Source organism: Streptomyces sp. NPDC058964, from assembly GCF_042741275.1.
In the GTDB taxonomy this organism is placed as follows: domain Bacteria; phylum Actinomycetota; class Actinomycetes; order Streptomycetales; family Streptomycetaceae; genus Streptomyces.
On sequence record NZ_JBHYKH010000134.1, the window covers coordinates 6,602 to 18,947 of the forward strand.

Annotated in this window: 10 protein-coding genes and 1 pseudogene; 6 read left to right on the top strand and 5 right to left on the bottom strand. The window is 68.0% G+C overall.

The features are described from left to right. Nucleotides 1–35: 35 nt before the first annotated feature. Nucleotides 36–422 (bottom strand): MFS transporter, encoded by a 387-nt coding sequence (locus ACFW2E_RS18595; RefSeq protein ID WP_384467660.1) that lies wholly within the window; start codon nucleotides 420–422, stop codon nucleotides 36–38. A gap of 825 nt (nucleotides 423–1,247) precedes the next feature. On the opposite strand from ACFW2E_RS18595, the pseudogene ACFW2E_RS18600 reads away from it, so the two are divergent. Beyond that, nucleotides 1,248–1,442 (top strand): annotated as a pseudogene (locus tag ACFW2E_RS18600) (IS5/IS1182 family transposase); the annotation flags it as partial. A 212-nt stretch (nucleotides 1,443–1,654) separates the two neighbouring features. Further along, nucleotides 1,655–2,707 carry a PP2C family protein-serine/threonine phosphatase gene (locus ACFW2E_RS18605; protein WP_384467662.1) on the top strand — a complete coding sequence of 351 codons (1,053 nt, stop codon included), beginning with the start codon at nucleotides 1,655–1,657 and terminating at the stop codon, nucleotides 2,705–2,707. Nucleotides 2,708–2,981: 274 nt separating this feature from the next. On the opposite strand, the gene ACFW2E_RS18610 is transcribed toward ACFW2E_RS18605, so the two are convergent. Then, nucleotides 2,982–4,049, bottom strand: a complete 1,068-nt coding sequence (locus ACFW2E_RS18610) for a LacI family DNA-binding transcriptional regulator (RefSeq protein WP_384467664.1) — start codon at nucleotides 4,047–4,049, stop codon at nucleotides 2,982–2,984. A 314-nt stretch (nucleotides 4,050–4,363) separates the two neighbouring features. Here ACFW2E_RS18610 and ACFW2E_RS18615 point away from each other — a divergent pair, with 314 nt between their 5' ends. Genes ACFW2E_RS18615 through ACFW2E_RS18630 form a run of 4 tightly spaced genes read left to right on the top strand, consistent with a single transcriptional unit; the run spans nucleotide 4,364 to nucleotide 9,297 of the window. Next, a complete protein-coding gene (locus ACFW2E_RS18615; protein WP_384467666.1) occupies nucleotides 4,364–5,662 on the top strand; it encodes an ABC transporter substrate-binding protein in 1,299 nt (432 codons plus the stop codon). 11 nt (nucleotides 5,663–5,673) lie between these two features. After that, on the top strand, nucleotides 5,674–6,741 hold the full coding sequence (locus ACFW2E_RS18620; RefSeq protein ID WP_384467668.1) for a carbohydrate ABC transporter permease: 1,068 nt from the start codon (nucleotides 5,674–5,676) through the stop codon (nucleotides 6,739–6,741). Next, the gene (locus ACFW2E_RS18625) at nucleotides 6,738–7,571 is read left to right on the top strand and encodes a carbohydrate ABC transporter permease (RefSeq protein ID WP_384467670.1); all 834 of its coding nucleotides are present in this window, start codon (nucleotides 6,738–6,740) and stop codon (nucleotides 7,569–7,571) included. Before ACFW2E_RS18620 ends, ACFW2E_RS18625 begins: the two co-directional genes overlap by 4 nt. Nucleotides 7,572–7,623: 52 nt before the next feature. Further along, on the top strand, nucleotides 7,624–9,297 hold the full coding sequence (locus ACFW2E_RS18630) for a glycoside hydrolase family 13 protein (RefSeq protein WP_384467672.1): 1,674 nt from the start codon (nucleotides 7,624–7,626) through the stop codon (nucleotides 9,295–9,297). A 967-nt stretch (nucleotides 9,298–10,264) separates the two neighbouring features. Here the strand turns inward: ACFW2E_RS18630 and ACFW2E_RS18635 are convergent. The 3 genes from ACFW2E_RS18635 to ACFW2E_RS18645 are packed head-to-tail and all read right to left on the bottom strand — an operon-like array spanning nucleotide 10,265 to nucleotide 12,147. Next, nucleotides 10,265–10,534 carry a hypothetical protein gene (locus ACFW2E_RS18635; RefSeq protein WP_384467674.1) on the bottom strand — a complete coding sequence of 90 codons (270 nt, stop codon included), beginning with the start codon at nucleotides 10,532–10,534 and terminating at the stop codon, nucleotides 10,265–10,267. Nucleotides 10,535–10,588: 54 nt separating this feature from the next. Next, complete coding sequence (locus ACFW2E_RS18640) at nucleotides 10,589–11,341, bottom strand: HAD family hydrolase (RefSeq protein ID WP_384467676.1); 753 nt, start codon at nucleotides 11,339–11,341, stop codon at nucleotides 10,589–10,591. Next, nucleotides 11,338–12,147 carry a DeoR/GlpR family DNA-binding transcription regulator gene (locus tag ACFW2E_RS18645; protein ID WP_384467678.1) on the bottom strand — a complete coding sequence of 270 codons (810 nt, stop codon included), beginning with the start codon at nucleotides 12,145–12,147 and terminating at the stop codon, nucleotides 11,338–11,340. The genes ACFW2E_RS18640 and ACFW2E_RS18645 overlap by 4 nt, the downstream gene beginning before the upstream one ends. Between the last annotated feature and the right edge of the window lie 199 nt (nucleotides 12,148–12,346).

Below are 12,346 nucleotides of genomic sequence, written 5' to 3' on the forward strand. Positions count from 1 at the left end.
TGGGTGGTGGTGGTTAATTTGCCAGCGTTTCGTCTTTAGTGTTGGGTGACATGATGTTTAACTGTCACCCTGTAAACCAAACCGGTGAACCCGGTGAAGAGCGACCAGGCGACCAGGGCTGTCACCATCATCGGCCGGGACCCGAAGCGGTCCGCCATTAGGCCTCCCGGCACTTGGCAGGCCATATACGCGATGAAGAAGACGGTCACGACCAGGCCCTGCTCGGCCTTGTCCACATGGAAGGCCTTGCCGATGTCGGGAAGTGCCAGGGCGATCACCAGCCGGTCGATGTAGTCGACGACCCAGGCGGTGAAGAGCAGACCTGTTGTCAGCGCTCCGATCCGGGCAATGCGACGGGCCGTGTCTGACTCCGTCGTGGGGGGTTCCTCGTCGGGGACAGGGGAAGGGGCACGGTGCTGCACAGGGATTCACCTCCGCGGCACCTGCGGTGCCGAAACCAGCAAAATGGGCGGTGGGATGGTGTGTCAGTGCCGCGCCAGCATGCCCCGCCGAGATCGGACGCGCTTTGTGCCGGCAACCGAACCTCCCGGACACGGATGGTTGCCGCCGACAGCCCCTCCACGTACGGTCCCGGGGATTCCGAGGGGACCGGTCCAGGAAGACCCCGCGGAGAGCCCTTGATCGCCGGTTGAGGCGTGCCACACGCCCGGCACGAGCCCGCAACCGGGGAAGTGACGGGAAGCGCTCAACCCGCTTTCGGGAAGCGACTTTTGGTGCTTCGTCGGCAGAGCTTGTCAGCCCCGCTCGTGAACCCCCTACGGCTCCGACGGTGACACCGGGGGAGGGACGTCTGATGCGCGTATGCGCGGTTGAGGCTCCAATTTTCCTGACGTTACGTCACCGACCAGCAGTCGACCGTGGTTTGGGACGAGCGCGCGGTGAGCGAGGAAGAACTGTCGGCCGCCGCGGCCATTGCGTCACACGTGCGGGTGTTCTTCACGGGGCATGGTGTGGAGGTCGTCGACCACGACCCCGCTGAACGGCGATGGGCAGTGCCCGGTCTGCGGATTGTCGTGGTGAGGCTCGGCCCCCGCAGCGACGGTTGGACCTGCGTGACCGCCGCCCTGAGGTTCTGCGTTACGACGAGTACCGATTCCCGAGCCGGGGCCGGGTGAGGTGCTCGTTCGCGTGCACGCGGCCGGTGTCAATCCTCCGGACCGGTGCCTGCGCGACGGGCTGACCGACCTGCCTCCGGAGACGAGGCCGAAGTTCAGCTCGCCGTCACCGCGCTGATGGCCCAGGCCGACGCCGACGAGGACCTGACCTGGGCCGTGTCGGTGGACTCCACGATCGTGCGAGCTCACCAGCACGCGACCGGGCCCCGCAAAAAGGGGGCCCGGGCCGGCGAACCGGCCGACCATGCCATCGGCCGGCCCGGCAGCGGACCGACCACCAAGATCCACCTCCCGGCCGACGCCCGCAGCACTCGGCGGGCCGGCCGAGTCTGTCGGCCGGACAAGACACCAAGAGAAACGAGCCGGCCAGGTCCTCGGGATGCCCAGGGTGGTCCGGCGGCAGAGTGGAGTCGTGGGCTTCAGCGAGGCAGGCTTGGTGCATGCAGTCGGTCTCGCGCTCTCTTCCTCGGCCAGGAGCAGGGGGTCATAGCCGCGGTCTCTTCATGTTGATGCAGTGTGTGCCCTTCTTGATCGCGCTGGCCGTGCTGGTGATCGAGCTCACGCCCGCGCACTTCATCTATACCGGCCCCCTTCTCACCGCGGTCCCGGCGCTGGCGGCAGTGGCGATGGGACCCAAGGGCACTACCGCGGCGGCGGCTCTCACACTGGCGATCAGCGTGACCACAGCGACCTATAACGATGCTTGGGGCACCCTTCAGGTCTATACCAATTTCCTGGCTCTGGCACTGGTCTCCGTGGCTGGTTTCATCACCAGCAGCGCCGTGCAGGCGCGCAGACGGAGAGAGCTCGACCAGGTCCGCCGGATCGCCGTGGCGGCTCAGGAGGTCGTGCTGCGGCCCGTGCCCGCGCGACTGGGCCCGGTGTTGGCGGACAGCCTGTGCCTGGCCGCTGGGACGGGGGCCCGGGTGGGCGGTGATCTGTACGAGGCTGTGCAGACGCGGTACGGCGTCCGGATGATCGTGGGGGACGTTCGGGGCAAGGGGCTGTCCGCGATCCGAGCCGTTGCAGTGGCATTGGGCGCATTCCGGGAAGCCGCGCACTATGAGGATGACCTCGTGGAGGTCATGAACCGTTGCGCGGCTGCACTGCGCCGGGAAGTCCTCGTGCCGGGTGCGTGTGAGTCGGAAGTTCTTCTGGAAGGGTTCACCACTGCGCTCATCGCACAGGTGCCGGACGAGCCCGTGGTGCAGCTGATCAACCGGGGGCATCCGCCGCCGCTGCTGCTGCGCCGCGGCAGGGCTACGGCGCTGATGCCGTCCTCGCCGTCGCCGCCCCTCGGCCTCGAAGACCTCACCACCGATCTCCCCGGCAAGCCTGAGAGCTATCCGTACATGCCCGGTGACCGTCTGCTGCTGTACACCGACGGCGTGATCGAGGCTCGCAATCAGGACGGCGACTTCTTCACTCTGCCGCAAACCATGGAAGGGATACGCGCCGACGCCACGCCACCGGAATTCCTGGAGCAACTGCACCAGGCGTTGATCCGTCATACCGAGGGTGACCTGGCGGACGATGTGGCGATGATCCTCGCTGACCGGCACGACATCTAGGGCGGTAGCCTGGCAAGCAGACAGGTCGGGCGGGAGCGGCGATCACGCCCCGTCGTGCGTTGGGGGCGCTCCCGAAGCTGCTGCGGGGGAGGGCGCGCCGCGCCTGCGCCGACGTCCACTGTGGTCGCTCCGGTGCTCGTCGGCGAGCGCGTGCGGCGACCAGATGATCTGGTGGGTCGGACCTGTATGTGCTGGAGCTCTTGAGCCAGGTGGCCTCGCGTCAGCGAAACCGTGCGGTGCTGATCCAGGTGTCCTCCTCGCCTGTGACTGGCTTTCAGGCGTGCCGACCTTCGGAAGCGCCCTCGCGCTCCCCCTCGGGGGTAGGGGGCGGGGCTGTGGTGGCCCGGGGAATCAAGTGCGTGGGGAGGACGATGTGTTGGCTGTGGTCCGTGTCGGATGTGTGGATGAGCTTCAGGGCCAGTTCGCCGGCCAGACGGCCCATGTCCGAAGGTGACTGGGCGACGGTGGACAGGTCAGTCCACTCGGCTATCTGGTGGTCATCGAAGCCGATGACGGAGATCCGCTCGGGCACCCGGATCTGAGCCTTTCGCAGGGAGTGGATGATGGCGATGGCCAACTCGTCCATCTCGGCGAAGATCGCAGTGGGCGGCTCCCTCAGGCTCAGCAGCTTCCCGACCCCCTCCGTGATGTCCCGCTTGTCGTCGAACGACATGGTGACCACCAGGTCGTCGTCCAGAGGGATGCCCGCTTCGGTGAGCGCCTGCTGGTAGCCGAGCAGCCGTTCGCGCGAGCTGAAGCAGAAGCCGCTGGCGCCCATGGTCGGCGCGAAGGCGATCCGGCGGTGCCCGAGGTTGAGCAGGTGCCGGGTGGCCTTGCAGGCTCCGGCCACGTCGTCGACGTACACGCTCGGGCGGCCTTCGGCGTGCTGGCTGACATAGATGACCGGCATTCCGAGGTCGTCCAGCCGCACGGTCTCCTCTTCGGTGAGGTCGAACCCGAACACGGCCAGCGCGTCGGCGTTCCGCCGGGCCGGGAGGCGCTCGAAGAACGCGGTGCGCTCGGTCATGTCGGGTATCACGTAGACGGTCAGCTCCATGTCGGCCGCGCGCAGCAGCGGGCCCAGGCTGGACAGCGCCGACCCCATGAACCACGAGTTGAGCGTCGGCACGAGCGCCGCCACGACGCCGGTCTTGCCCGTGACCAGACTCGCGGCCTGTCGCGAGACCGCGAAGTTCAGCTCGCGAGCGGCCTTTTCGACCCGGGCGCGGACCTCCGGCGAGACGGTCTGCAGGCCGCGCAGGGTGCGCGAGACGGTGGATGTGGAGACCCCTGCCCGTTCGGCGACGTCGGCCATCGTGGGGAGTCGTTGAGCGGATGACATGAGCGGAAGTTAGCACACGTCCGCTCTTCTGTTCGCTGACTCGTGACAGCGCTGTCATGACATCCGATACAGGGATTTTGGCCCGTTTTGGCAGTAAATATGATGTGCGACTCATCTAAATCGGCCTTCACTACCGGCAAGTTACGCATTGACTTCCCGCAGGTGCACTCCTAGCGTGCAAGCGTTGTCTCAACGGGGTCGAACCCGCTTGCAGGTAGCCACCTTTCGACTCTTCGACCTGCACTTTCATTGCGTGCAACGTCGTGACAACACTGTCAGCCGCGCTTCGGTTCCGCACGACCAGGAGAGAGACAGTGAAGACCAGAACCACCAGAGCCCTTCAGTGTTCGGCAACGCTTGCAGCCGCCGGACTCCTCCTCACCGCCTGCGGCTCGTCCGGGGGCAGCGGCTCCGGGAAGCCGGCCGGGAGCACGTCGTTCCAGGGCCGTGGACCCATCACGTACGTGGCGGGCAAGGACACCTCCGGCGTCGTGCCGAAGGTCATCGACCGGTGGAACAAGCTGCACCCGAAGGAGAAGGTCACCTTCATCCAGCTGCCGACGGATGCGGACTCGCAGCGCCAGCAGATGATCCAGAACGCGGAGACGAAGTCCGACGCCTACACGGTGCTCTCCCTCGACGTCGTGTGGACGTCGGAGTTCGCCGCCCACCAGTGGATCGACCCGCTGCCCGAGAAGCAGTTCCCGCTGCAGAAGATGCTGAAGCCGGTGGTGGAGACGGCGAAGTACCGCGGCAACGTGTACGCGGCCCCGGCCAGTTCGGACGGCGGAGTGCTGTACTACCGCACCGACCTGCTGAAGAAGGCCGGAGTCACCAAGCCTCCGACCACCTGGTCGGAGATGACTGCCGACTGCGCCAAGGTGGAGAAGCTGCCCGTGGCCAGGAGCATGTCCTGTTACGCCGGCCAGTTCCAGAAGTACGAAGGCCTGACAGTGAACTTCGCCGAGGCCGTGAACTCCGCGGGCGGTGTCGTCACCGACGCGAACGGCAAGCCCGACGTCGACACCCCCGAGGCGAAGAAGGGCCTGGACTTCCTCGCTGGCTCCGTCAAGGACGGCACGATCCCCAAGGAGGCCATCACCTACCAGGAGGAGGACGGCCGTCAGGCGTTCCAGTCCGGGAAGCTGATATTCCTGCGCAACTGGCCGTACATGTACTCCCTGGCCCAGAAGTCCAAGGTGGCGGGCAAGTTCACGGTCGCACCTCTGCCCGGCCTGAACGGACCCGGCTCCTCCAGCCTGGGCGGCCACAACCTGGCCCTGTCGTCCTTCGCCAAGAACAAGGCCACGGCTCTGGACTTCATGAAGTTCTTCAGCAGCGAGGACAGCTCGAGTACGTTCCTCAAGGACGCCTCCCTCGCCCCGCCGTACGCGGACCTGTACGACGACCCTTCGCTGGTCAAGCAGTACCCGTACCTGCCCGTCCTGAAGCAGTCCATCCTGCGGGCCGTGCCGCGTCCGCGCGCCGTGCAGTACGGCGACGTGACATCGGCGATCCAGCAGGAGGCCTACGCCGCTCTGACCGGCAGCAAGAGCAGCGCGCAGGCGCTGAAGGACCTGCAGAGCAGCCTGCAGAAGTCCGCGGCCCAGTGAGGAGCGGGGCCATGACCGACACCAAGACCCCGCCCGATACCGCTGCGGACGAGCCCGGCAGCTCGGCCGACAGTCCTGCAGGCCGGCCCCCCACATCAACGAGCCGTCGGCGCACGCGGACCAGGGCGACCGCGGGCTCGGGGCGGATGGCGGCACTGCTGGTGTCCCCGACGCTCCTGGTGCTGTCGATCGTCGTGCTCTATCCGACGGTCATGGCGCTGGAGGAGTCGCTGTACGGGACCAAGGGGCTGGACCCGAAGACCGGCTTCATCCGCACCAGCGAGCCGTTCGTCGGGCTGAAGAACTACACCGAGATCTTCGGCGCGGCCGGAGACCGGTTCTGGAACGCCTTCTGGAACACCACCTTCTTCACCGTCGTCACGGTGGGACTCGAGACGGTGATCGGTGTGGCCATGGCCCTGATCATGCACAAGGCCTTCCGGGGCCGGGCCCTGGTACGGGCCGGCATCCTCGTGCCCTGGGCGGTCCCCACGGCCATCTCCGCACTGCTGTGGCGATGGATCTTCAACAGCGACGGCATCGCCAACGCCGTCATCGGCCATCAGATCCTGTGGACCACTGAAGGCTTCCATGCCAAGGTCGCGGTGATCATCGCCGAGGTGTGGAAGACCGCGCCCTTCATCGGGCTGCTGGTCCTGGCCGGCCTCCAGGTGATTCCCAAGGAGGTCTACGAGGCGGCCCGGATCGACGGGGCAAGCGCCCTGGGCCAGTTCTGGCACATCACCCTCCCCCTGGTGAAGCCCGCGCTGCTGGTGGCGGTGCTGTTCCGGTGCCTGGACGCGCTGCGGATGTTCGACCTGCCGTACATCCTCATCGGCGCACAGAAGAACTCGGTGGAGACCCTGTCCATGCTCGCGCAGAACGAGGCCTCGAACGTCCGCTTCGGACCGGCCTCCGCCTACGCGGTGCTCCTCTTCCTCTACGTCTTTCTCATCGCTCTCGCCTTCGTCCGGCTGCTCGGCGCCGACCTCGTCGTCGCCGGCGCCGCACGCAGAGGCGAAGGCAGGAACGTGCGTCGGCGTATCACGGCGTGGCGCCGTGCGGAGGTGACGGCATGACCGTCACGGCGAAATGGCGCGCTCGGCTGCTGTACGTGGGTGTCGCCTTGGTGGTGGCCTACTGCCTGGCCCCGTTCTACTGGATGCTGGTCTCCAGCCTGCGGCGCACCTCGGACATCTTCGACACCTCGCTGCTTCCCTCCCCGGTGTCGTTCGAGAACTACCGCGCGGTGTTCGACCCGTCCCAGGGGTTCACACATGCGCTGCTCAACAGCCTGATCGTCGCCGGCATCACCACCGCATTTGCGCTGCTGCTGGCCACGTTCACCGCCTATGCGATGGCTCGGCTGGAGTTCCGGTTCAAGCGGCTGATCCTCACGTTGATCATCGCCACCTCGATGTTCCCGGTGGTGTCGATCGTGGTGCCGCTGCTGAAGCTGTTCACGGACATCGGCTGGATCAACACCTATCAGGCCATGATCGTGCCGAGCATGTCGTTCGCGCTGCCGCTGGCGGTGTGGAACCTGACCACGTTCTTCCGGCAGATGCCGGACGAGCTGGAGCAGGCCGCAATGATCGACGGCTGTACCCGTGGCCAGGCCTTCCGCAAGATCATCGTTCCCCTGGCCGCGCCGGGCATCTTCACCACGGCGATCATCACCTTCATCGCAGCCTGGAACGAGTTCCTCATCGCCCTGTCGATGACGAACAAGCCTGTCATGCAGACGGCACCGGTCTCCATCTCGAAGTTCTCCGGTGCCACCCAGTTCGAGACCCCGTTCGGCAGCCAGATGGCGGCCGGTGTGCTGGTCACCGTCCCTCTGGTGGTCATGGTGCTGCTCTTCCAGCGCCGCATCGTCGCCGGACTCACCGCCGGCGCGGCGAAGTAGAACCGGGCGGCCCGCCCTCCTGCCCTCATCCTCCAAGGAGTAACGCAGCAGTATGTCCGGTACCGCACCGTGGTGGCGCAGCGCCGTCATCTACCAGGTCTACATCCGCAGTTTCGCCGACGGGAACGGCGACGGAGTCGGTGACATCGCCGGCATCCGCTCCCGTCTGCCCTACCTCAAGTCGCTCGGCGTCGACGCCGTCTGGATCAACCCGTGGTACAAGTCGCCGATGGCGGACCACGGTTACGACGTGGCCGACTACCGAGAGATCGACCCGCTGTTCGGCACCCTGGCCGAGGCCGAGCAGCTCATCGAGGAGGCGCACCGGCACGGAATCCGAGTCATCCCCGACATCGTGCCCAACCACACCTCCGACCGGCACGCATGGTTCCAGGCGGCTCTGGCCGCCGGACCTGGCAGTTCCGAGCGGGAGCGCTACGTCTTCCGGCCCGGCCGGGGACCCGACGGCGTCGAACCACCCAACGACTGGGTCTCGTGCTTCGGCGGACCGGCCTGGACCCGGCTGCCCGACGGTGACTGGTACCTGCACCTGTTCGCCCCCGAGCAGCCCGACCTCAACTGGGAACACCCCGAGGTGAGGGCCGAGTTCGAGTCGGTACTGCGGTTCTGGTTCAGCCGGGGCGTCGACGGGTTCCGCATCGACGTCGCCCACGGACTCGTCAAGGACCCCGAACTGCCCGACCTGCCACCCCGCCAGGAGCCGGCCCGGCTGGGCCCGCTCGTCTCCCACGATCCCGCGCAGGAGCAGCCCCGGCAGCACGTCGATCACCCACACTGGGACCGCGACGAGGTGCACGACATCTACCGTGCCTGGCGCAAAGTGGCCGACGAGTTCCCCGGCGACCGCTCCTTCGTCGCCGAGGCCTGGGCGGACACCCCCGAGCGGCTTGCCGCCTACGTCCGCCGGGACGGCCTGCACACCGCGTTCAACTTCGACTTCCTGATGTCGAGTTGGAACGCGAAGGACCTGCGCGCGGTCATCGACGACTCCCTCGCCATGCTAGGCGCGGTGGGCGCGCCGACCACCTGGGTGCTGTCCAACCACGACGTCATGCGCCACCCCAGCCGATACGGCCGCAAGACGGTCAAGCGGTGGCTGGCCAACGAGCCCTACCGCCCCGAAGGCTCCCTGGACCTGGAACTGGGCACCCGGCGCGCCCGCGCCGCCGCCCTGCTGATGCTCGCCCTGCCCGGCGGCGCCTACATCTACCAGGGCGACGAACTCGGCCTGCCCGAGGTCGAGGACCTGCCCGAGACAGTGCTGCAGGACCCGATCTGGGAGCGGTCCGGACACTCCGACCGCGGACGCGACGGCTGCCGGGTACCGATCCCCTGGACCGGGCAGACCGCTCCGTTCGGCTTCAGCCCCGAGGGCACCTCCGCCGCTCCCTGGCTGCCGCAGCCGACGGGCTGGGGTGAGCGGAGCGTGGAGGCACAGACCGGGGACGAGACGTCCATGCTGGAGCTGTACCGCACGGCTCTGCGCCTGCGCCGCGAACACCCCGCTCTCGGCGACGGCAGCCTGACCTGGTTGGAGGCCCCGACCGAAGTCCTCGCCTTCCGGCGTGAACCGGGCTTCGTCGCCGTGGTCAATCTCGCATCCACGCCCTACCGGCTCCCCGACCACACCTCGATCCTGCTGGCCAGCGGCACCGTTGAGGACAGCCTGCTCGCACCCGACGAGGCGGTCTGGCTCTCCCTGTAGCCATCCACCTGTCCACCAGGGCCTGTCCGGTGTTCCACCCCGCGGACCGGACGGGCCCTGGCCCCTCCTGACGGCACGTCCCGGACCGGGCAGCTGCACGCAGGTCCGGAAAGAATCTTCGCCAGGGACGAGTCCGTGCTTCCGTGGGGCGTGGACGTCTTCGTGGCCGGATCACAGCGCTTGATGGCTCGACGCTCCTGAACGCCAGGGCCCCCGGCGGCCCCGAGCAAGACGGTCCCTTGCGGAGCATGACTGGTCAGTGACTGGTCCGGGTCCTGGGCACTGGACGGGCCGGGTGGGGCAGCGTACTTTCGGCTCAGCGCTGAGAGCGCTGTTCCCGGCATCAATCATGTCGCATCGGCCGAAGCGGCCTGCCGTCGCAGGCGACAGCTGACTGGCCGTAGGGGGCATCGCCGTGACACCTCTCTCCAGGCCGTCGTGGTGTGCCGCTCAGTGACCGTGCTCTCGGCCGGCAAGTGCGGCGACACACGCTGTCGGCCCCTCCACGTCCAGCCTGCGTTCGTCGTCTGCCGCCCCGGTGCCGCTGGGTCATTTGTCTCCCTGCGGCGGTCGACACGGCGGCGCCCACCTGCCGACGAGCCCCCGCCCCGTACGCAAACTGGGCTCCTCGCCGGTCACTTCGGCGAGGACGGCCTGCGGTGAGAGGCCAGAGGCGCGTGATGTCCCTCAGGCTGAGCCTGATCACCCCGGTGCCGAAGAGTGTTTCCTGCACCACCCGCTGGTTGGCGAACAGGAACCAAAGAGCCCAGCAGCACGGCGGTGGCCAGGCACCAGCCCGGAACCGTCCAGGCGGTCTCGCGTGACTCGTCCGCGGCGCGCCGGGCCGTGACCGGGTGCCCTGCGGACCACGTGGCCGCAGCCGCTCGGCCGGATCGTAGGGCCCGCAGCGCGACGGGGGAGTGTGAGCACGGCGGTGGACCCCAGGCCCCGGCCACGACAACCGTCGTCAGGCTGGGGCGGGCAGTGGCCGATGACGCAGCCGGCGGTCGTCACGGTCGGCGTCACGGTGCCGCGACTCCCGCCACCGCGGCAGCCGCGACCGGCAGTGCCCGTCCGGGCGGGGTGACAGGCAGCTCGGCGTGCTCGCCCGTCGGCAGTTCAGCGGTGGTGGTCGTTTGGCGCTCCACACCGGGATGGCCGTCGGGTCGTCGCCGAACGCGTCGGCGGGGTAACCGGTGGACAGCTCGTCGAGGGGGCCGTCCGTTCTCATTGCCACGACGGCGCTGTCGAGAGCCGCGGCGAGAGCACGGCCGTTCGCCGGCCGGAAGGTTCAGCGCGGCTGCCCTCGGGGTACCAGCCGGAGGACGTCCGAGAGGCCGCGTTCGCCGGTTCGAATCTCGGCCGGCAGGATGTAGGTCCGCATGCCGCAGGCGGTTGCACCGCCGTCACGGACCGGATTGTCACCCACCATGAGCGTGGCGCGGGGCTCGGTTCCAAGATCGGCGCACGCCTTGAAGAACAGGTGCGGATCGGGCTTTTCGCGGCCCTGTTCGTAGGAGATGACGCAGCTGTCGATCAAGGTGTCCATCCCATGGTGGACGAGGTGGGTGCGCAGGTCCCAGGCGAAGTCACTGACGATGGCGACGCGCAGGCCGCGGGAGCGGAGGGCGCGCAGGGTGGGCTCGGTGTCGGGGTACGGGGTCCACGCATCCGGGGCGGTGAGTGCCCGGTAGGCCGTTTCCTGCGCGCCGCGCAGGAAGTCCACGTGTTGCCACCACCCGTGCATGGCCTGCCGGTGCCGCTCGGGAGAAAGGTCGCGACCCTGCTGCAGTGCGGCGACCGAAGGCAGTCGGAAGGCGGTGCGCAGTTGGCGGGAGATCTCGGCCTCGGCGCCGGGTTCGTCGAGCAGGGCGAGGCGGCCGGATGCGCGGCCCACTCGGCGGAGCCAAGTCCCCAGGGGGATCATCTGGAAGAGCGTGTTGCTGAAGTCGAAGAGCACGGCCTGCACCTGGGGCACTGGCGCGGCCATCTCGGCGTCGCTGGGGCGGTAGACACTCGGCGTTTCGAACAGGGTCTGCGTCACGAGGCGGGCTGTTCTGCGGGGGCGACCGTCTCCACGGGCACGCCCAGGTCGCGCATGGCGGCAAGCTCGGCCTCGGGAGTGTGGGTGTCGGTGATGACCGCCTGGTAGTCGGCCACGGTGCCGTAGGCGTACGTGGCGGTCTTGCCGAACTTCGAGTGGTCCGCCAGGAGCAGTGCGTGGTTGGCGGAGGCGAGCATGGCCAGCTTGACCTCGACATAGTCGTTCATGGGGTGGAAGAGCCGTCCCTCCAGGATCGCGGTGGCGGACATCAGCGCGAGATCGGCGTGGATCTGGGACAGCGCGCGGGTGACTGCGGGACCGGTGCAGGAGTTGAAGTCGCCGCGGTAGCGCCCGCCCAGCAGGGTGATGTTCACCCTGGACTCGGAACCGAGGCGCTGCGCCAGGCCGACCGAGTTGGTGACGACATGAAGCTGGTCCAGCCTGGCCAGTACGGGGACAAGCGGGAACAGGGTGGTCGAGTCGTCCATGAGTACCGTCGTGCCCGGCTTGATCCGGTCGGTGACGGCTGCGCACAGGGCAGTCTTGGCCAGGAGGGCGCTGTTCTCCCGGAAGCGGGTGGCCATCTCCATGGTGAGGGCGGGGAAGGCGACGGCGCGTCCGCGCTCCTTGCGCAGCAGATGCCGCCCCGCTAGGTCGTCCAGGTCCCGGTGCATCGTCATCAGGCTCACGTCGAAGAGTTCGGCGAGGTCGTTGATGCGGGTCTCACCATGTTCGGCGACGTAACGCAGGACGGCCTTCCGCCGCTCCTCGACGACGGCATGCGACGCTCGCGTACGGGCGGCCACGGCGACTCTCCTTCCCTTCGGTCATACTCGGTCCGGCGATACGGGACGGAGGGCGTCCCTCACACACAACACTGCCTTTGCGGCGCCGTTGACGCGTGCTCGCCTTCTTCCGGGGCGTGCCCGGTGCCGTCGACCGGTGGGCTCCGCTCGGTGGACGGGGGCCCAACCCGGGTGAGGCCCCGGCGCCGGTGCCAAGACA

What these genes read in the sequence shown, in the direction of transcription:
- ACFW2E_RS18620 (WP_384467668.1), top strand. Translation starts at nt 5,674, where the DNA reads ATGACCGACACCAAGACCCCGCCCGATACCGCTGCGGACGAGCCCGGC.
- ACFW2E_RS18630 (WP_384467672.1), top strand. Translation starts at nt 7,624, where the DNA reads ATGTCCGGTACCGCACCGTGGTGGCGCAGCGCCGTCATCTACCAGGTC.
- ACFW2E_RS18610 (WP_384467664.1), bottom strand. Translation starts at nt 4,049, where the DNA reads ATGTCATCCGCTCAACGACTCCCCACGATGGCCGACGTCGCCGAACGG.
- ACFW2E_RS18625 (WP_384467670.1), top strand. Translation starts at nt 6,738, where the DNA reads ATGACCGTCACGGCGAAATGGCGCGCTCGGCTGCTGTACGTGGGTGTC.